General features: G+C 64.9%; 22 protein-coding genes. 14 read left to right on the forward strand and 8 right to left on the reverse strand.

Annotated features, from left to right (window positions below; genetic code table 11):
• Positions 1-51: 51 nt before the first annotated feature.
• From zupT to XcodCFBP4690_RS17010, 3 genes are all read right to left on the reverse strand, one after another.
• Positions 52-870 carry a zinc transporter ZupT gene (zupT, locus tag XcodCFBP4690_RS17000; protein ID WP_104542731.1) on the reverse strand — a complete coding sequence of 273 codons (819 nt, stop codon included), beginning with the start codon at positions 868-870 and terminating at the stop codon, positions 52-54.
• 237 nt (positions 871-1,107) lie between these two features.
• Complete coding sequence (locus XcodCFBP4690_RS17005; protein WP_104542733.1) at positions 1,108-1,536, reverse strand: energy transducer TonB; 429 nt, start codon at positions 1,534-1,536, stop codon at positions 1,108-1,110.
• Entirely contained in the window at positions 1,533-1,889 is a 357-nt protein-coding gene (locus tag XcodCFBP4690_RS17010; RefSeq protein WP_104542735.1) for a 4a-hydroxytetrahydrobiopterin dehydratase, read from the reverse strand. Before XcodCFBP4690_RS17010 ends, XcodCFBP4690_RS17005 begins: the two co-directional genes overlap by 4 nt.
• An 88-nt stretch (positions 1,890-1,977) precedes the next feature.
• On the opposite strand from XcodCFBP4690_RS17010, the gene XcodCFBP4690_RS17015 reads away from it, so the two are divergent.
• The 3 genes from XcodCFBP4690_RS17015 to XcodCFBP4690_RS17025 all read left to right on the forward strand — a co-directional run bounded on the left by XcodCFBP4690_RS17015 (position 1,978) and on the right by XcodCFBP4690_RS17025 (position 5,155).
• Entirely contained in the window at positions 1,978-2,577 is a 600-nt protein-coding gene (locus XcodCFBP4690_RS17015; RefSeq protein ID WP_029219923.1) for an NfuA family Fe-S biogenesis protein, read from the forward strand.
• Between the two features lie 13 nt (positions 2,578-2,590).
• Complete coding sequence (locus XcodCFBP4690_RS17020; protein ID WP_104542737.1) at positions 2,591-4,372, forward strand: transmembrane repetitive protein; 1,782 nt, start codon at positions 2,591-2,593, stop codon at positions 4,370-4,372.
• 132 nt (positions 4,373-4,504) lie between these two features.
• The gene (locus tag XcodCFBP4690_RS17025; protein WP_104542739.1) at positions 4,505-5,155 is read left to right on the forward strand and encodes a TraX family protein; all 651 of its coding nucleotides are present in this window, start codon (positions 4,505-4,507) and stop codon (positions 5,153-5,155) included.
• Between the two features lie 269 nt (positions 5,156-5,424).
• Here the strand turns inward: XcodCFBP4690_RS17025 and XcodCFBP4690_RS17030 are convergent, their stop codons facing one another.
• The 4 genes from XcodCFBP4690_RS17030 to XcodCFBP4690_RS17045 form a co-directional block, all read right to left on the reverse strand.
• A complete protein-coding gene (locus tag XcodCFBP4690_RS17030) occupies positions 5,425-6,129 on the reverse strand; it encodes a helix-turn-helix transcriptional regulator (protein ID WP_104542741.1) in 705 nt (234 codons plus the stop codon).
• 2 nt (positions 6,130-6,131) lie between these two features.
• The gene (locus XcodCFBP4690_RS17035) at positions 6,132-6,575 is read right to left on the reverse strand and encodes a zinc-binding dehydrogenase (RefSeq protein WP_208622761.1); all 444 of its coding nucleotides are present in this window, start codon (positions 6,573-6,575) and stop codon (positions 6,132-6,134) included.
• A gap of 286 nt (positions 6,576-6,861) precedes the next feature.
• Positions 6,862-7,242 carry a putative quinol monooxygenase gene (locus XcodCFBP4690_RS17040; protein ID WP_104542745.1) on the reverse strand — a complete coding sequence of 127 codons (381 nt, stop codon included), beginning with the start codon at positions 7,240-7,242 and terminating at the stop codon, positions 6,862-6,864.
• Positions 7,243-7,254: 12 nt separating this feature from the next.
• Positions 7,255-7,491: a type 2 periplasmic-binding domain-containing protein gene (locus tag XcodCFBP4690_RS17045; protein WP_104542747.1), complete on the reverse strand. Its 237-nt coding sequence runs from the start codon at positions 7,489-7,491 to the stop codon at positions 7,255-7,257.
• Positions 7,492-7,589: 98 nt separating this feature from the next.
• Here XcodCFBP4690_RS17045 and XcodCFBP4690_RS17050 point away from each other — a divergent pair, with 98 nt between their 5' ends.
• The 7 genes from XcodCFBP4690_RS17050 (at position 7,590) to XcodCFBP4690_RS17080 (ending at position 15,611) form a co-directional block, all read left to right on the forward strand.
• Positions 7,590-7,793, forward strand: a complete 204-nt coding sequence (locus XcodCFBP4690_RS17050; RefSeq protein WP_104542749.1) for a hypothetical protein — start codon at positions 7,590-7,592, stop codon at positions 7,791-7,793.
• Positions 7,794-7,956: 163 nt separating this feature from the next.
• Positions 7,957-9,039 carry a DUF1376 domain-containing protein gene (locus XcodCFBP4690_RS17055; RefSeq protein ID WP_104542751.1) on the forward strand — a complete coding sequence of 361 codons (1,083 nt, stop codon included), beginning with the start codon at positions 7,957-7,959 and terminating at the stop codon, positions 9,037-9,039.
• A gap of 346 nt (positions 9,040-9,385) precedes the next feature.
• Positions 9,386-10,516 (forward strand): tyrosine-type recombinase/integrase, encoded by a 1,131-nt coding sequence (locus XcodCFBP4690_RS17060; RefSeq protein WP_167394682.1) that lies wholly within the window; start codon positions 9,386-9,388, stop codon positions 10,514-10,516.
• On the forward strand, positions 10,509-10,907 hold the full coding sequence (locus XcodCFBP4690_RS17065) for a helix-turn-helix domain-containing protein (protein WP_146091934.1): 399 nt from the start codon (positions 10,509-10,511) through the stop codon (positions 10,905-10,907). The genes XcodCFBP4690_RS17060 and XcodCFBP4690_RS17065 overlap by 8 nt, the downstream gene beginning before the upstream one ends.
• Positions 10,904-11,620: a hypothetical protein gene (locus XcodCFBP4690_RS17070; RefSeq protein WP_104542757.1), complete on the forward strand. Its 717-nt coding sequence runs from the start codon at positions 10,904-10,906 to the stop codon at positions 11,618-11,620. Before XcodCFBP4690_RS17065 ends, XcodCFBP4690_RS17070 begins: the two co-directional genes overlap by 4 nt.
• The gene (locus XcodCFBP4690_RS17075) at positions 11,617-13,497 is read left to right on the forward strand and encodes a hypothetical protein (RefSeq protein ID WP_104542764.1); all 1,881 of its coding nucleotides are present in this window, start codon (positions 11,617-11,619) and stop codon (positions 13,495-13,497) included. The genes XcodCFBP4690_RS17070 and XcodCFBP4690_RS17075 overlap by 4 nt, the downstream gene beginning before the upstream one ends.
• Positions 13,498-13,598: 101 nt before the next feature.
• Positions 13,599-15,611: a structural protein gene (locus XcodCFBP4690_RS17080; protein ID WP_146091935.1), complete on the forward strand. Its 2,013-nt coding sequence runs from the start codon at positions 13,599-13,601 to the stop codon at positions 15,609-15,611.
• Between the two features lie 4 nt (positions 15,612-15,615).
• Here the strand turns inward: XcodCFBP4690_RS17080 and XcodCFBP4690_RS17085 are convergent, their stop codons facing one another.
• Entirely contained in the window at positions 15,616-16,011 is a 396-nt protein-coding gene (locus XcodCFBP4690_RS17085; protein WP_104542768.1) for a hypothetical protein, read from the reverse strand.
• 132 nt (positions 16,012-16,143) lie between these two features.
• Between XcodCFBP4690_RS17085 and XcodCFBP4690_RS17090 the strand changes: the two genes are divergently transcribed.
• From XcodCFBP4690_RS17090 to XcodCFBP4690_RS17105, 4 genes are read left to right on the forward strand one after another with little or no spacing between them, the layout of a single operon-like run.
• Entirely contained in the window at positions 16,144-16,602 is a 459-nt protein-coding gene (locus XcodCFBP4690_RS17090) for a hypothetical protein (RefSeq protein ID WP_146091936.1), read from the forward strand.
• Positions 16,599-17,669, forward strand: coding sequence for a hypothetical protein (locus XcodCFBP4690_RS17095; protein WP_104542772.1), 1,071 nt, complete (start codon positions 16,599-16,601; stop codon positions 17,667-17,669). Before XcodCFBP4690_RS17090 ends, XcodCFBP4690_RS17095 begins: the two co-directional genes overlap by 4 nt.
• Before the next feature lie 31 nt (positions 17,670-17,700).
• On the forward strand, positions 17,701-18,054 hold the full coding sequence (locus XcodCFBP4690_RS17100; RefSeq protein WP_104542774.1) for a DUF2190 family protein: 354 nt from the start codon (positions 17,701-17,703) through the stop codon (positions 18,052-18,054).
• Between the two features lie 31 nt (positions 18,055-18,085).
• Positions 18,086-19,168 (forward strand): hypothetical protein, encoded by a 1,083-nt coding sequence (locus XcodCFBP4690_RS17105; protein ID WP_104542776.1) that lies wholly within the window; start codon positions 18,086-18,088, stop codon positions 19,166-19,168.
• Positions 19,169-19,192 lie beyond the last annotated feature (24 nt).

The raw sequence follows: 19,192 nt of genomic DNA on the forward strand, positions 1-19,192 counted from the left end.
TAACTTGCTGGAAGCATCGTCGCCAGGTGTCCTGCGGTAGGTAAAAGTTGCTCAAGGCGCCGCAAAACGGAACAGCACCAGGCTGATGGCAAGAGTGCCCATGCCCGAAACCAGGCCGTAGACGGTCTCATGGCCCTTGGCATAGCGCTTGGCGGCGGGCAGCAATTCGTCCAGTGCCAGGAACACCATCACCCCGGAGATCAGCCCGAACACCGCGCCGAACACCGCATCGGACAGCACGTCCGCCAGCGCCAGGTAGCCGATGCCGGCTCCGATCGGTTCGGCCAAGCCGCTCAACAGGCTGGCGCCGAATGCGTAGAACTTGTTGCGGGTGGCGAAATACACCGGTACCGCGATGGCAATGCCTTCGGGAATGTTATGGATGGCGATGGCGAACGCCAGCGGCATGCCGACGGCCGGGCTTTCCAGGGTGGCGAAGAAGGTCGCCAGACCTTCGGGGAAATTGTGCGCGGTGATCGCGATCGCGGTCATCAGGCCCACGCGCCGGATGTAGGCGCGGTTGTCGTCGCGAAACTGCGGATCGTCGGTGGACAGGCTCTGGTGCGGGTTGGGCACCAGGCGGTCGATCAGCATGATCAGCACCATGCCGGCCAGAAAGGTCAGGGTGCCGAAGGTGAACCCCAGTTTGTCGTTGTAGGCGCTGGAAAACGCGGCGATCGACTTGTTGAGGATCTCGGACAACGACACGTACACCATCGCGCCGCCGGCAAAGGCCAGCCCGAATGCGAGCAGGCGCGGGTTGGGCTTTCTGGCGAACACCACCATGAGGCTGCCCAGGCCGGTGGCCAGGCCCGCAGCCAGGGTGACCGCCAGCGCGATCCAGACATTGTGTGACGACACCTCAAGCATGCGATGGGACGACCTCGTGAAATGGAGCCTTGTCCTGCGATGAGTGCATCACGCACCCGCGCAGCGGCGCTGCAGGATGGCAATGCCGCAATGACGAGCGCGTGGTGCCGCCGGCGGCCCAACGCGTCGGGCCGTCGCCGATGTACGCGGCGTAGTGTGCGCCGTCGTGCACGGCGAAGACGGGCGCCTGGGCCCGCCTGCACACTGGAAAACCCACTGCCGTTGCAGTGGCGGTGCTCAACCGCCGCGTCGCGCCCGTTCTTCGATGGCGAAGCATTCGTCCGGCCGTGGGACCGGCGGCTTGAAGGCGACCGGCACCTGGATGGTTTGCGGCACCGCCTGCCCGTTGCGTGTGGCGGGCTTGAACTGCCATTCGCGCACACGCGTCAAGGCCGCCTCGTCGAGCACCGGCTGGCCGCTACTCTGGGTCACCGCCACATCGGTGGGCTTGCCCTCGGTGCCGATCACCACGCGCAGGACGCTGGTGCCACCGACGCCAGCGCAGGCCAGCTCGGGGGCGTATTCCGGCGGCGGGGTCTTCAGCGCGGCCAGCTCGGTGGGGGCCACGGTGGGCGCCGCCGGCTGTTGCGCGGACTGGCCGCAGCCGGTCAGGCCGGTCACCAGGGCCAGGGCCAGGCCGGCGAGGGCGGCGCGGGACATACTCATGCAGTGACTCCCTGATCGTAGAGTTGCGCGGCCTTCGCGGCGCAGATGAAGTCGTTTTCGCTCAAGCCGCCCACGTCGTGGGTGGAATAGCGCACCACGACCCGGTCGTAATGCACGCCCAGGTCCGGATGGTGGTCTTCGCGGTGGGCGATCCAGGCCAGCGCATTCACGAAGGCCAGGGTGCGGTAGTAGTCGGCAAACCGAAACGTGCGGGTAATCGCAGTACCGGCCTCGGCCAGCTCCCAGCCGGGCACCTGCGGCAGCAGTTCGGCCAGGCGCGCTTCGCCCAGTTTGTGGTCGCTGCCCTTGCGTGGGAGGCAGTGGGCCTGCTCCAGGGAGATCAGATCGGTCATGGCGGTCTCGCAGGGATGGGCGGACGGCGCCTCGCCAGGATCACGGTGTTCCATGAGCGAGGGCGCATTGAGCGCTAGAATAACCCGCATGATCCAGATATCCGACAAAGCCCAGACCTATTTCCGCAAGCTCATCGAACGCGAGGGCGTGCCCGGCATGGGCGTACGCCTGAGCGCGGTGGACCCGGGGACCCCGCGTGCCGATGCCAGGCTCGAGTTCGCAGAGCCGGCCGATCTCAACGGCGACGAGTGGGCGATCGACTGCGACGGCTTCACCTTGTATGTGGTCGCCGCCAGCGTGCCGTGGGTGGATGGTGCCGAGATCGACTACGTCACCCAGTCCACCGGCAACCAGCAGCTGACCATCAAGGCGCCCAAGATCAAGGGCGAGGCGCCGGCCGAATCGGCGTCGATGGTGGAGCGCGTGCGCTGGGTGGTGGAGAACGAGGTCAATCCGCAGCTCGCCTCGCACGGTGGTCGCGTTGCCGTACAGGAAGTCTCCGCCGACGGCGTGGTGCTGCTGCGCTTCGGCGGCGGTTGCCATGGCTGTGGCATGGCCGATGTTACGCTCAAGCAGGGCATCGAGAAGACCTTGATGGGGCGCGTGCCCGGAGTGACCGCGGTTCGCGACGCGACCGATCACGCCACCGGCGACGCCCCGTACATTCCGCGCGACAGCGCGGCCTGATTCCGCACCACCGGTGATAACGGCTGCCGATCTGCTGCAGGCACTGCGCGCGCGCATGCCGGGCAAGCTCATTCTGGATCGGCGCACCGGGCTGCCATACGGCTGGGCGATCTGGATGCGCAGCCGTGGCGATGCCGCGGCGCCATTCAACGATGACCACGTGATGGATGTGCTGCTGGCGCGTCCACCGGCTGCATATGGCGCCGGTGCTACCAGGTTGCTGACGCCGTTCCAGGCGTTTCGTAGCCTGTGGTGGCAGCACTGGGAGCCACGCCCACGCGATCAGCGCACGCAACACTGGCTGGCCATGCTCGGTAGCGTGCTGATCCACATCGGCTTCATCGCCTTGCTGATCTGGGTGGTCGCCGTGCGCTGGGCGCCGGAGGACAACACACAAGGCGAGGAGTCGTGGGTGCGGATGACGTTCATCGGCGATGGCGCGGCCGAGCAGGGGGGCGGGCAAGGGGAGCCGTCCTCAGCCTCGCCGCCTGCTGCCGGCGAGGCTGCCACGGCGCAGAACGCCAGCGCAGCAAGCGGGAACCCGGCCGAGGCGACGACGCCACCTTCGGTGCCGCCGCAGGCAACCGAACCCACTGAGTCCGCCAGCACGGCGCAAACGACGGATACCGCCCCCGAACCGGCGGTCGCTGCTGCCAGCGAACCGGCGGCGCCCGAGGTGCCGCAAGTGACGGTGCAGGTGCCGCCGGTCACGATCGAATCGCCGTTGCAGGTCACTGAAACACCGATTGCCACCACCGACTTCGTGGTGCCGCCACCGCCGAGCATCACCGTGGCGCCACGTCCCGTGGCGCCGTCGGCACCGCAGATCGAGGTGCGTCAGCGCGATATCCAGACCGTGACCGAGCGGCCGGCGCTGCGCGAGCTGCAGCGCCCCGCGCCTGCAGTGGCGGTGCGCGCGGCAACGGCGCCGGCGGTGCGCGAGCGCGAGATCGTGGTGCCCGACCAGCCCCAGCTCACAGCGCCCGTGATCCGGCCCCGCGAGCTCACGCCCAGCGTGCGCATGCCGGAGGTTGCGGTGCGTGCCACCGAATTGCCCAGCGTGCCGGAACCAACTCCGGTCCCCCCTGCGCCGCCAGCGCAACCGGCGGCGGCCAAGCCGGCGACCTCGTCGGCGACGGCCAGCACGCCGGCTGCGCAGCCTTCGCCAGCTACTTCGGCAACACCAACGGCGCAGGCCAAGCCAGCCACACCCGCGCAGGCCGAGAAGGCGGCAGCCTCTTCCGCTGCCACGCCTGCTTCCAGCAACAACGCCGGTCCGCAAGCGGCCGACCGTAGTGGCGGTTGGGATGTCGCGGCCAATGCCGACGACTGGAGCAAATCCGACCGCAACCGGCGCGGCGACACCAGCGGCGCGAACGGCCAACGCGATGGTGTTTTCAACAGCGACGGCAGCGTGCGGGTGGCTGGTGCCGGCGATGCCGGCAGCGGCGCCGGCGATCGTGGGCCGCCGGGTAGCGAGACCGACACCTGGACCCGCGACCAGATCGCCCAGGGCGGCACCTGGCTCAAGCGCCCGCCGTACGGCTACACGCCGACCTCGCTGGACAAGTACTGGATGCCCAACCAGTCGCTGTTGCAGGAATGGGTGCGCCGCGGACTGAAGAAGATCGAGATCCCGATTCCGGGCACCACCACCAAGATCAGCTGCGTGGTGTCGCTGCTGCAGTTTGGCGGCGGCTGCGGTCTCAGCGACCCCAACCTCAACGACCAACCGGCCACCGCTAGGCCGCCGCCGGATGTACCGTTCAAGCGCGAGTTGCAGGAAGACAATTGAGCGGTGCGGTGATGGCAAGCGAGGTCGGTGCTTGATGAAGACGCAACCGCCACAGCGGGGTAGGGATGGGCGGTCATGCCGCCAGCGGTCAGGCGCAGGCCAATGCCTGTCAGGCATCGACCAGAGGGCGCCTTGACCAGCGGCGGCCGCGAGTTGTTGAAATGGTTGGCTGCCGTTTTCATGACCGGCGACCATGCCTTGAAGATTCTCTGGCTAGGCTATGTGCCGGGCGTTGCCGAGCTGGGGCGGGTGGCTTTTCCGCTGTTTGCACTGGTCCTTGCCTATAACCTGGCGCAGCCCAGTGCCGACATCGAAAAATCGGTGAAACGCCTGTTTGTCTGGGGCGCGATCGCAACGCCGATCGCGGCAGTCGCATTTCAGCGGGTCTTTCCGCTCAATGTGCTGCTGGCATTTGCACTGGCAGCCGTATGCATTCTGGCAATCGAGCGCCGTCGATGGATCGTTCTGGCACCGTGCGCACTGCTTGCGCCAGCAGCGGTCGATTACCAGTGGACCGGGCTGGCCATCGTACTCGGCGGATGGTTATTCTGGCGCAACCCATGGCGCTGGCAATCTCCCAAATGGATATCCGCCTGCGTACTGATCGGCCTGCCTGTATTGGCACTGTGTTTCGTCAACGACAACTTCTGGGCGTTGATGGCGTTGCCGTTGCTGGGGCTTGCGGCACTACCGATTCCGGTGCGACGCACGCGCACTGCGTTCTACGCCTACTACATAGGACACCTGGTGGTGCTGGTTGCGGTGTCCTACGCAGTGATCTGAGAGCACTTGGCTCACCATTGGCCGTGTCTGGATTTTGCAGGTAACTCAAGAAGCGATCGTTGCGGCACAGCACACGCGGACTGTCCACGCCGCGCGGCAGGCTGCGGGGACGTCGAGCGCAGTCGCCGCGACCGATACGGCTTACCGCATCATTCGATCGCGTTGATCGGACCTTCCTTAAAGCGTCGTGGAACGAGCGCGGTATTTCGCATGTCGAATGAGCTCATTCAGCAACCGACATGGGGCGGCATCTTCAGTCCGGCGAGGCTTCAACACGTCATTCCATGACTATTACAGGGCAGCACTTCGCTAGCGTGCCAGTCCTTGACCAGCTGCCGGCGGTTTCCCGGATAGCGTTCATCCAGAATACGCGCGCTTGCGATGTCGCTCATGCCGATGAGGCGGAACTGGCTGTCCTGCTCACACCAGGCAGCAATGGAGCGGGTGCCATCGACCAAGCCCAGCATGATTGGCCAGATCCGTTGTTCGTCGGTGGGTGCGTGTGCGATCGACAAGGTGATGCTCAGGATGCGCTGCTCGCGAAGCGCTCTGCGGATCTCGCTCAGATTCAACGGCGCGGTAACATAGGAAGGATGACCCACGTATACCGCATCGTCGTCGAGCATCGGACGCATGTCCGGAGGCAGGACTGCATTGATTTTGGCCAGGGCATTGGCCACAGCCAGTGTTAGCGGCACATCCGCCTGACGACTGACCCACTGGGCACCGATCACCAGCGCCTGGATTTCCTCTTCGGTGAACGACAGTGGTGGCAGCAGCGATCCAGGGCGCAGCAGGTAACCAACACCTGCTTCGCCGGCGATATCGGCGCCCATATCCTGCAACGTTGCAATGTCGCGTCGGATCGTGCGCAAAGAGACGCCGAGCTCGCGCGCGAGAACTCCGCCCGACACCGTCCTACGGTGCCGGCGAAGCGTTTGCATCAGATCGAACAGTCGATGCGTTCGGGCCATGCTCATTCCATCGCGACGACGCCCTTGCCACCGAGCTTGCGACCTTGCTCAAGCTCGCTGATCAAGCCGATGGCATCACTCAACGCGACGGTTTCTCCTATGGGAAGTTTGAACCTGTTTTCCAATGCGGCACCTGCAAGCTTTTCCAAAATCTCAGGACGCGGCGTGCAGATGATAGGCTTCAGGCGGCGGTCGAACACGGCTCGGATGAACTTGCCAGGGCCGGGATTCAGGTCCAGGTAGCTCCCTCCTTGGCGCAGCAAAGCCACACCCTCTGCAACGCGCATGCTGGCTGCGGTGTCGTAGACCACGTCGAAGCGCGCAGCAAGCGACGACAGCGCCGTCGCGCGGTAGTCGTACACGTGCTGCATGCCGAGTGACCCCTCGAGCCGCATTGTTTCTGGGCCGCCATAACGGTGGTACTGAATGCGTTTGAAGCGGGACATGGTGCAACTCCTTCGGATGCAGCGATGGGCGTCTAACAGCGCTTTACAGCGCTGCATTGCTTGCCCAGTCATCCTAGGAGGCAGTGGTGCCAGTTTCTGTCACCAGTCATACTGCCTGCCTTGCATTCTGAGTACTACCATGGCGACTCAGCGATGTGTCGAGCCGGCACTTCGAGTGATCACCCCAGTGCGGCCAGCGGTAGGTTCCAGGCTCAGTCACCTGGCCATGCGAAGAATTTTCCTCCGAGCACCGCAGGCTGGGTGTCGATAATGAATGAGCCCACCGCTAGTTCCCCTTTGCGCTGAGCTGGACAGGTACGGTCTCGATCAGCGTGCACGACAGAATCATCGGCTGTGTTGCCTGCACGTATTTTCTGAAATGGGGGGATTGGATATGGGCGCGATACGCCTGCTCGCTGGCGTAGATTTCAAAGAAACGCAGGCGGTTAGGGGCGCCTTTTTCCGCTACCGAATAGATGGCCAGCACGCCGGGCTCTACACGGATGGATTCCTCCATTTCTTGCTTGACCGCTGCCGTGTAGGCATCGAGTTGGTCAGGAGCGATCACCAGTTCGGCGATGCGCACGACCGTCGTGGCCTGAGCATGCAGGCTGCCTGCAGCGACGGTGGCGCACAGCATACTGGCAGCAATGATCCAGGATTTCATAGGCGTACTTCCTCAGGTGTTCAGGTACTTCGGCAGTTCATCGACCAACGCGTCGATCGCCAGGCGTGAGCACAGTGGCAGGTGGGGACAGCCGGGCCACACCGCGTAGCAGTCCATAGTCGCAGTGGGCCTGGTTCCCCAGGCTTCGACCAGTTCGCCATGTCGCAGGCGTTCCCGAATCAAGCCGTACGGCAGCCAGGCGAACCCCATGGCCGCGACGGCAGTATCGGCAATCAGCTGTTCGCGCATGTAGACACGCCGGCGCTGCGCACAGCGTGGGCAGCAGGCTGAACTCGACCGCTTTCAGTCACCAGCACTGTGCAGGATGGGATACAGAATTAATACCCATGAAGGTCGATTTCGCCGGATGGGATACAGATTTACTGGCCAAAAGGATACGTATCAGGGCCAAAAAGGACACGGATTTAGGGTATCCGGACAGCGGCCGCGTGAGCGCAGCAGCAAACGAGCGCAACCAGTTGCGCAAGCGCATTTACATAATATACATTGGCTTACACGCTAAGCCTTTGATCTATCACGCGGGGCCATAATCCCGCGCTCGAAAAGTTGAAGTCTGGACGCCGGCAAGGAACGCACGGTGATCCGAGAAAAATCCACGTTGCCCGGCCAGGGCACGATATCCCCAGTTGAGCACCCGAAGCGTATCGACCCTCATGGCTCGGTACATGAGGCGCGGGTTTCGCGGGGGCGTTCATGACGGCCCGCGAACCGATGGTGCCGCCCGACGTCGATCTGCGCGGAATGCCGTACATGCCGCTGGACGTGAACCGTCTGCGCGATAGCGGGATGGCGATCAAGGCAACCGGCGATGAGTTCCGAGCGGCGATTCTGCTTTGGTGTGCGTGCTGGCATGAGGTGCCGGCCGCGAGCCTGCCTGACGATGACGAAATCCTGGCCAGCTACGCTGGGTATGCACGCAACTTGCGGGCGTGGAAGCGCTTGAAAGTCGGCGCAATGCGAGGCTTTGTCCTCTGCAAAGACGGCCGCTACTACCACCCATTGATCGCCGACAAGGCTGCGCAAGCGTGGACTGAGCGCCTTGAATTTCAAGGCATGCGTGAGAACGACCGTCTACGTAAAGAGCGCGAGCGGCAGGACCGTGTAGATATCTTCGGCAAACTCCGGGCTTATGGCGTTGTCCTTCCATACAACACGCCGACCGGCAAATTGCGAGAGCACCTAGCTGATCTTGAAGCGCCTGCCGATGGTCACGGACAAGTCACAGTGACAGGTCACACACAGGTCACGGCTAATAAGGGAAAGGGAAGTGAAAGGGAGAGGGAAGGGAGAGGGAAGGGAGCTTTAAAAGCCTCTTCTCCAAACAATACGAGCGCTGAGAAGCCACTAGAGGACGCGGCTGATCTGGCGCGCGTGCTGCGTGATATGGGCTGGAGCGAATGCGCTGACGGGCATCCAGACCTGATGCAGGCCAAGGCCGAGGGCATTACTGCCAACGACATCCGGGCGGCAGCTGCAGGCAAGAGTGGCAAGCCAATCCGGTACGTGGTCAATCGAGCGCGTGGAATGCGCGACGATGCAGCCGAGTCAGCCGGCCAGCCTGGCAACGTCGTGCACATCAAGACAGCCGAGCAGCAGCAGGCCGACGAGGCCAAGCAACTGCGTCGTGCACTCGACGACAAGATTCTGCAGGTGCAGAACGATCACCGCCTGGAACTAATCGACGACGTAACCCGCGACCAACGCGTTGCCGACATCCGCGAAGCGATCGCAGATCTGGACGCGATGGCCAGCACCGTGAAGGAGGCTCGCTCATGATCCGTTCTCCCATCGAATTGCGCGCAACCACAGTTGCGCCGCCCAGCACCTTCACCCCAAGCCATGCCGCGGAGGCCTTGCAGCGTATGGTCACCCGCTGGGCGGGGTCGTGTGGAACCTCGTACTCGTTCAGAATTCCGAACCGGCGGAGGGGCGTCGGGCGTGCCCGTAACTCATTGATCCTAAAGGGGTGTGCTCGTGTCGCCAGGATCGGGGCGGTACGGCGTGAATGTTCCACAGGCACCCCCCCTCCGAATCAGACGTGGAACATCCATCCCCTCCCAACTACTGCCCTCCCGAAAAATGGAATGGGGTGCAGGGGCGGTTTCGCTCAGGCAGGTGCGCCATGAGCGTCTTGCCGCTACCTGCGTTGGTGCTGGAGGCGCTGGCGACATTGCCGAACGGATTGGAGCTGCCTGCGCACCGCGCGTGGCTTCTGGCGGATGCGCCACGGCTCGCGCGGGTCATGCGCCGTATCGAGGGCCAGACGATCGCCCCGCGCGCTATGGCGGAGTTGTGGCTGTGGCTGGCACACCTGGTGATCGACTGCGGCTCGCGTGCAGCGACGACCGGCGAGTCGTACGCCCGCACCGTTGGCCGCTGGCTGCATTGGTGCGCCACGCACGGCATTGACCACACAGAGGTAACAGTCACCGAGTTCGATCGCTGGCAGCGCTGGCTGGCGATTGAGTGCCGCAACGGCCCGGCGTGGCGCCGTAGGCAGGTGCATGCGGTACGCGGGTTCTATGATTGGCGCCGCTCTCGCGGCGTCGCTGCGACGAACCTGGCCGCCGACATCACCGGCCCGCGGGTGAAGCCCAAGCCGGCCCGAAAGTACACCGACGACCACCTGCGTGCGCTGTTCCGGTCGATCGCGGAGATGCCGCAGGTGCGCCAGGTGCGCGATCGCTGTGCGCTGTTGCTGCTGCTCGCCACCGGGATGCGCCGGGAGGAGCTATGCACGCTACGCCTCGAGCAACTGGAGCTGGGCACACGCACGGGCGTCGTGCGCATTGCCGGCAAAGGCGCGAAGGAGCGCGACGTGCCATTCGAGGGGCCGGTGGCCGCCGCGGTGCACGCCTGGTTGGAGCAGCGCGAGGCATTGCCTTTCTCGCTCGACAGTACCGCGCTGTTCGTTTCGCTGAGTACCGGCACACGCGGGCAGGCGCTGTCCCTGCGCAGCTTTGAGACCATGGTGGCTTACCACGCCAAGCGGGCGAAGCTGCGCGAGTGGGGCATCCACCGATTCCGCGTCACGTTCGCTACCCAGCTCTACGACGAAGGCGCGGACATCGAGACCATCCGCGCTCTCATGGGCCACGAGAGCATCGAGACCACCCGCCGTTACCTGGCCGTGTCCGAGCGCGCACGCCGCACACGGCTGAGCTCTGATCGACAGCATCGAGTGCTGGGCACGAAACCGACCGGTACGCCGCTGTGGGCACGTATCGCGACAGGGGAGGTGGTCCGTGATTGACGGCGTGAGTTTCAGTGGACAGGGCGAGCCGGTGACGGATTTCGAGATCGCGCTGCTGCAGCAGTACCAGGCCCAGGACGCCAGCGTACTCGGCGCGCTCGCGAGACGACTGCTCGCCGACTTCGGCCCGCGCGTCGGCACCCAGGCGATGGCCGCGGTGCTCGACGAACTCGGATCGGAGTACATCTACCTCGCGCAGCGGCGCAGGTTCTTCGCCGGTTTTTGGCGGGCGGAGCGCGATCAGCTCATCGCCCGCATGGCCGCCAACGGCATGACCTGCAGTGAGATAGGGCGGCAGTTCGGCATGAACCGCACCGCCGTGCACAAGCGGCTTAAGCGTTTCCCGCTTACGGGGACAGGAAACACCGAACCGGGCAAGACTCAGCCATGACCGCCATTCGTCCCCGTCGCAAGCTGAGTCCCGCGGAACTGCAACAGCGCCGCGATGCCGCGAAGAAATCGACCGGTCCGCGCACGCCGGAGGGCAAGGCACGCAGCAGCCGCAACGGCTGGAAACACGGCCTGACCAGCAAGGTTCACCAAGCCGCTTTCGACAACGGCATGCAGTCGCTGCTCGGCGCAGTGGGCCGCCCCTGCCTGAGTACTTGCCCAAAGTACCCGTGCACGCTGGTGGACGATGGCACCACCAGCCCCGGCGGCAGCTGCATGGACAAGCAGGTTTACGTCCAGGCATTCACCGCGCTGATCGATGCCATGCAGAGCGGTGCGATGGAGGGCGTGCAGGGGATCATGGCCGGCGAGGCATCGGCCGCGCTGCAGCTGATGCACGACCTGCGCAGCACCATCAGCGTCGACGGCCTGGTGGTGAAAGTGCCGATGATCGACAGTGAAGGCAACGTGGTGACCCGCGAGGACGGCACCGAGGTCATCGGCAAGATGATCCCGAACCCAGCCTACGAGATGTTCTTCAAGTCGATGGAACGCATGGGCATCAATCTGCCGGAGATGTTGGCCACGCCGAAGGCCAAGGCCGCTGCGAAAGTCGACGACGAGCGCGCTGATGCCATGCAGACCATCCTCGGCGGCATCTTCCAGCGCGGCAGTGCCGGCAAGCGTCCAGCGCTTCCGCCCGGCAACGAATGACCCGGCAGCGCACCAACGTCGGCATCCTGCAGGGGCAGATGCTCGATCGCGGCGTGTACAACGTCGACGAGTTCGAGGCGTGGCTATCCGAGCGCGGCTGGGCGTGGCGCCAGTTGGAGCGTGGCGACTATGGCGTCACGCTTGACGAGGCACTGGTGCTCTACACGTTTGAGGACCCGTTGCGTTGGGCCGAAACGTTCCTGTTCGAGCCGGACAGCGGGGAGCCGTATCGGTTCTGGGATTACCAGCGCCCGAGCGTGCAGGCCTGGATGCAGGACGTGGTGCACCAGGACGGCGCCGAGTGCGGCAAGACGCGCGAGATCATCGCGCTGGTGGCGTGGGCTGGCTGCACAGCGGTGGGTGGACGCGTCGCCAATCCGTCCTCGCTGGTGGCCGCGCCGCAGCAGACGCACCTTGATGAAATCATTCTGGCGCTCGAGGAGCAGTTCGGCGTCGCCGACGGCGCTGGACAGAAGACGCTGATCCAGCACTTCTGGCTGAAGCCGAAGAAGACCCCGCACACCATGCACCGGTTCTACGCACCCAACCCGGTGCGACCAGACCGCCCGAGTATCGCCCGCACCTACTACCGCCCCGGCGGCCACGACGGTGAAGCGTTCCGTGGTGTGCACGTGAGTGCGCTGGCGCTGTTCGACGAAGCCGCCAAGGTCAAGAACAAGACCATCTTCAGCGAGTTCTGGCGCGCCCTTAAGCCAGGCTGCCGCTCGCGCGTGTACTCAGTGCCCGATGGCGACCGCGGTAGCGAATATTTCCGGCTCACGCAGCAGGCCATCGAAGGCCTGCCGGTGGGTAAGCCGGGCAACCGCCTATTCCGTTGGCAGCAGACGATGAAGCCGGCTCCGTTCTGGAGCGCGGAGCGAGAGGCGGACATGATCCGCCGCTTCAACGGCCGCAACACGCCCGGCTACCAGCGGAACGTGCTCGGCGAGCACGGGCAGGCCGAGAACCCCGTGTGGCCGTGGGGCATCCTACTGCCCAACGTGGTGGACCGCTCCGACTACCGCGTCATCAAGCTGCACGCCGACCACGAGGCCGATTCGCTGTCGGTCGAGGTGGCGCGCGTGGAGCTGACCATGCAGCAGGGCCGCAAGGTGGGCAGCTACGCCACCCTCTACGACGACGTGCGTCCGCTGCGTCCGCTGCTGAAAGGGCGCGATGCCGAGCGCCGTGCGGCGATGCTGGAGATCCTGCGGCCGTACATCGCAGGCGCGTCCATGGGCGTGTTCTGGGCCGGCGCCGACCTTGGCGAGCGCAATGACCCCACCGAGATCATTCTGAGCGAGGAAGTCGGTACGGAGTTACGCGACCTTGTGCGCATCCGTGCCATCGGCTTCCCGTACCACCTGCAGGAGGAGTTGATTGCCGCGCTCGATAGCCTGTTCCGCCACTTGCCGTTCTGGGGCGCCGACCTCGGCAGCGCCGGCACCACCGTGGTGAAGGATCTCATCAGCGTGGACCGCTTCGCCGAATGCAACTTTGAAGACCGGCTGGTGGGCTTCCACTTCCAGCAGTCTGTTGACTGCATGGGCGAGGACGGCGAGGCGCTGCAGGACGAAGACAAGCGCACCGGCGAGATGGTCACGCTCACCGCGCCGGCCAAGCACTGGGCCACGCAGTGCATCACCGCGCGCCTGCAGGCCGGCGGCTACGCCATGCCTTACGACCAGGACGCGCTCAACGCCATGTCCACGCAGACCGCCCGCGCCGGCGCCAAGTGGCCCATCTACAGTAAGCAGGACGACCACATCCCCGACGCCCGCCGCCAGCAGATGCTGCGCCGCCTGCGCAGCCTGCAGGACGACGGCTTCGGCGTGGACGTGTTTGCCTGCAGCACCATCGAAAGGACCGCCGCGTGAATCTCAATCCCGTCATCTGGTTCCGTGGCAAGAGCCCGGACCCCACCCGCAACCAGACCGGTGGCATCGCCACCTCGATCCGCGACACGCAGAACCTCGGCGTGTGGCAGGCCAGCATTGGCGGCTGGCAGCCGCGTACTGTTTCGCCGTGGCTGTACGAGGCGCTGAAGGAGGCCGTACCGATGCTCGACGGCGGCCTGGGCCGCATGGTGACGTTGGACGGCATCCTGGCCGTGGAAGGCGACAACGACCGCATTGTCGCCGAGATCGAAGAGTGGATGGCCACGGTGCCAGTCAACGACCTAGAGAACGGCTACCAGGCGATGTACGCCAGCCAGGGCGAGGAGCTCTACGAACAGGGACATGGTATCGCCGAGTTCGTCTACTCGCCGACCGGCCGCGACGTGGTTGGCCTGCGTGTGGCCGATAGCAAGGGCACCGCCTTCGTGCGGGATGCCGACCGCATGCGCGTGTTCTACCGCAACCCCAACGCCTGTAGCGATCGCCGGCCGGATGGGCTGGGCAATGTCGAAGCAATCTTGCAGGGTCGCGTGCAGGGCTCGCTCACGGCTGGGCTACTGCTTGAGGTTGGGTACGTCGAGCTGGAGCCTGCGCAGTTGGCTATCTCCATCAACCGGCCCGAGGCGGACAACCCCTACGGAACGTCGATGCTGCGTGCGGTTCCTTTCGTGTCGCAGATCCTACTGCAGATGCAGAACAGCACCCGGCAAGTGTGGGGGCGCTTCGGTGACCCGAGCTTCCATGTGGCGTTCTCGACCAAGAACAGCAAGATCGACAGCGCGGCGGCGCAGAAGCGTGCTGAGACAATCGCCGCCAGCCTAGCCAATGCACTGGCGGCAAAGGCGCGCGGCAACAGCGTCGACGTAGCCACCGGCGTTGGCATGAACGATCAGATCAGCATCGATGTTATCGGCGCGGTCAATGAGGCACTGCAGATCGAGCTTCCCGCACGGCACATGATTGAGCAGATTGTGGCCTCGTTCGGTATCCCCGCATGGATGATGGGCGTTTCGTGGGCGCAAGCCGCGGGCATTGCCGAGCCGCAGTCCGAATTGGTGCTGCAGGATTCCAAGACGCGGTTTGCGCGGCGTGAGGCATCGTTGCGCAAACCCGTCGAGGCGATGCTGCGTGCCCGCGGCCGGACCTGGAAGAAGGGTGACTGGAAGCTGGTGCAGCATCTGCCATCGCTCACCGACGAGTTGAAGCGCGCCCAGGCCGAGTTCCTTCGCGCCCAGGCGGCCATGGTGCTGGGCAATAGCGCCTCCGGTACCGAGCAGGGGCTGGACAACACGCTGCGCTCCGCCGGGCGGCAGCCGCACAAGCACGGCCCTCGCTGCACGCATATCAAGGCCGGCGGCGAAGACGCCGAGCCATGGGCCGAGCCTGATGCCGCGTTGCCCGCGATTGAGCAGCGGACTATCGCGCGCATGCTGTCGCGGTGGGAGCGTCTGCAAGCCGACGTGGTGAAACTACTAGGCCTGGATACGGTGAAGGCGGACACGGCGTGGAGCTTCGACCTGTCGTTGATGACGCAACTGGTTTCGGCCGGCGAGTCGTCCATCGGCGGCATGGCGGCCGAGCTCAACGCCGGTACGGTCGATGCCTACGACCGCGGCGTCATTAATGCGCGGGCAGACATCGACTTAGACTGGAGCGACCCCGGCGTACAGCAGCTGATCGCCGACTCGCGTAACCGCGTCACCAGCGCGATCCGCCGCGAGGGCCTGTCACGGGTGCGTGAGGGCGTCACCCGCGAGTACAGCAGCCGCATCGTGTCCGCGCTAACGTCTGGTCAGTACGACGGCCAGAACCCGGTGCACGTAGCTGAGGCGCTGGAAGACATGTTCGGCGCCGGAAACAGCAACTGGGAGCGCCTGGCGCGCTCCGAGGTAGCCGACGCCCAGGTGCAGGGCAAGCGCGAGATGTACCTGCAGGCCGGGTTCCAGCAGTACGACTGGATCACCGCCGGCGGCTGCGTCCTGTGCGAGACGCTGGCCGCCAACGGCCCGTACCAGCTGGATGATCCGCAGGCGCCGCTGCCTATGCGGAATAGTCATCCGAACTGCAGGTGTTCAATCAGGGCGCTTAGTTGAACGCCTACATCTTCCGTTTTCTATTAAAGGGCGACGGAACATCACTGGCCGATGATCCGGTAAGAGTCTCTGAGGCTTGGCGATTTGAATGATCGATGGCCAGCTGTTCCCGGAGCACATTGCCCAGCTCGACAAAGGCGCGGAGAGCTGTGACGTGCGCGCTCCATGCCGAGGCATTCGTGGACTGGATGTGCTTTGCCTCCTGCTCCATTGCGAGCGCACTATGAACGGAAGAGATCATCATGTTGATGAGCGCGATAAACCAAATGGCATTGTCTTCGTCCGCGTAGCTATCGATAGCATCGAGCGCTCCGTTCAGAGCCAGGATCATTTCTTTATCAAGCAGACGAGCGACGATCTCACGGGCGCTGGCAATCAAATGTTTCAATGCAATCATCATTGTTACCGCTCCTTGGTTGTCTGGTGTTTCCTAATCTAGCAGACAGGACACGCATCCCCACGGAATCCTTTGCCCATTGAGCGCCAGTAACCGGTGCTCCGTGCGCCCTTCGGGGCTTCGATGGAGGATGCCGTGAGCGAGCCGAACCCCAAGTTGTCCGAGATCCAGAACCTGCCGTTGGCCGAGTTGTCCGATCGGCTGGAAGGCCTCACCGCCGAGGAGCTGACCGCGCTGCGTGCGCTGGAAGGGGAGCAGAAGGATGGCGGCCGTAAGGGGGCTCTGGCCGCCATCGATGACGCATTCGCACGTTTGCCGATCACCGCGCTGGCGAGTCGCGTCACCGAGGGCGAAGGCAAGCTGGACGAAATAGCGATCGGCGTTGAGGGAGCGACCGCGGCTGGGTACGAGGCCGACAACACGCTTGCTCTGGATGGGAGCGGCCGTGTCATCGGTGTGGCCAGGCGTGGCGAAACGCCGGCTACCGACACCCCCGACTGGCAGCGCGAGGTCTACGACGGACCGCTGACCATTCCGCAGGCGGAATGGCGCCGCCACAACATCAAGCCCGTGCGGGCGGTGCGCGAGAAGTGAGCGCCCAGAAGCACAAGCGGCTGCACCTGGCGATCAAGTCCGCTGGCGACGCCAGCGCCGACCAGCTCACCGCCATCCGCCAGTACACCCTGGCCGACATGCCGGCGGAAAAGCTGTATGTGCGCACGTTCGCCATCGCGCACAACGCCATCGACCGCGACCGCGAATGCTTCGATGAGGCGCTGCTGGCCGACTTTGCCCGCACGCTGCCCGGCAAGGGCCTTTTCATCAAGCATCCCAGCGGATGGGATGGCGACAGTGGTCCCGGCAAGGGGCGCTGGTTTGCCGCGAAGCTGGAGCGCATGTCGCTCGACGAGGCCCGCACGCTGCTGCGCGAGCCCGAGTTGAAATTCCCGCCCGGCGTGGAAACCGCTGTGCTGCTCATGGCCGATGCCTACTTGGTGCGCACGGCCGGCAATGCCGACCTGCTCGAGGAGATCGATGCAGGCGTGGTGGGCGACGTGTCTATCGGCTGCACGGTCAAGGACTACGAGCGCCTGGTGGACGAGCAGGGCAATGAACTCAATGCGTGGCGTCTGGTAGGGCCCGGCGAGGCCCTGGAAGCGTCGCTGGTCTGGCTCGGCGCGCAGCCGGGCGCCCGCGCCGTCAAGGGCGCACAACGAACCGAGGAAGACGACGTGGACCTGCAGAAAGAACTTAACACCGCCAAGGACCGCATCCAGGTCCTGGAAGCCGAGAACGCCACCAGCAAGGCTTCGCACGATATCGTGCTGGGTCTGCGCAAAGCATTGGGTGACCACGCTCACCTGATCGACAAGCCGGAACTGCTGGGCGCAGCGGTGAAGTCCGCCGACGCCTACCGTAAGAGCTTAATCGACGACGTGGTGGCCGCCGAGCGTCAGCTGGGTCTGCTGGGCGATGACGAAGAGGCTGTCAACTTCGCCAAGGGCATGTACGCGGGCGACTCCATCGAGCGCCTGGAATCGCTGCACAAGCGCTACGCCGAGCGCGTGGGCAAGGGCGGCCGCATGCCGGCGCTGACCACCGGCGGCCGCGGCGGTGCGCCCGATCCGGCCAGTGGCAACATCAACCCGGCGTTCGCGTAAGCGCGCCTCGTATCCCTTCGGAGAACGCCCCATGGCACTGAACATTGCCTCGCCCAGCGAACTGGTCAAGAACGTCGGCTTCGCCCACACCGCTGCGACCACGGCCCGTGTGCCGGTGGTGATCGGCGGCAAACCGCTGATCCCCATCAACACGCGCGCGGCCAACGAGCGCAACGCGTTCGTCTACGAAACCGAGGTGGACAACGCCCCGGCCGAAACCGGCGTGGCCTGGGCGGTGAACGACGCCCTGTACTGGGACGCCACCAATGCCCGCCTCACCAAGACCGCCACCAACAACACCCTGTTCGGCCACGCGCTGCAGCCCAAGGCCGCGGCTGCGGCGGTGAGCGGGCTGGTGGCGTTCGACGCCTACACCGTCGCCTGACCGGCGGCCCTGCCTTCCAAGGACACGACACATGACCGCAGTCGCCAAATTCAACAACCTGGCCCGCCTGCCGACGCAGAGCGAGGAACAGCGCAAGGCGCTGGTGCAGGCCATCGACCTGGAGCTGTCGCTGCCGGGCATGTGCCTGGATCTGATGGGCGGAAAGGCCGCCAACGATTCCACCGTCACCCTGGTGGGCAAGAGCGCCATGCGCGAAGGCCCCAAGCTGTCGGCGGACGCCATCAAGGCCGCCTTGCGGGTGAAGTACGCCACCAGCGCTGACAGTATCGTCAGCAGCGACATCCCCGCGCGCATCGACCAGTGGTTCCACACGGGCATGCAGGAGATCGACACCGGCTGGACCAACCTCTTCCGCCTGGTGGACATGCGCGGTGGCAACCAGGATGCCTTCGAGGTTGCCACCGGCGAGTTCGGCGTGAGCTTCAAGCAGCGCGCACCGGGCGAAAAGACCGAGATCTGGCGCCTGCCCACCGAAAGCGAGGTGTCGCTGAAGTACGTCACCTACAGCGCCGGCGCCGGCGTGCTGGACGACTGGCTGCGCTACAACAAGTGGTGGAACGTCGAGGCGATCATCACCGAGTTCCGCGCCAAGGCGTGGATGAATCAGGCCGAGCAGCACTACGGCCTGTTCACCGCGCTGGGCTCCGGCATCAACTTCGCCCGCATCGCCGGCGATGACCTGGGCACGGAAACCCTCAATGCAGCCGCGGCGTCGATCTACCGCCAGCAGCAGCTGAAGGGCACCGCGGTCAGCGCGAACACGCCGCTGTGGATCGTCACCAGCCCGGAGAAGCGCGGTTACATCCTGCGCATGCTGGAGGCGACGCAGGGCAGCCTGATCGTCGGCTACCAGAACGGCATCCCGCTGGCGGTCACCGTGGCTGGCGTGATCGCCACCACCTACGTACCCGCAAACGACGCCGGCTACTACCTGGTGCTGCCGCAGCGCCGCAACGCCCGCGGCGTGTGGATGGATCTGCAGATCGAGAAGAACCGCGACATCTACAAGCGCGCCGAGGACTGGGTGGGCACCATGCAGTACAACGCTACCATCGCGGACACCTCGCAGGTGCGCCGCGTGCTGTTCGCCTGACGGAGCAGGGCGGGGCGCAAGCCC

This window comes from Xanthomonas codiaei (assembly GCF_002939785.1).
GTDB lineage: Bacteria > Pseudomonadota > Gammaproteobacteria > Xanthomonadales > Xanthomonadaceae > Xanthomonas > Xanthomonas codiaei.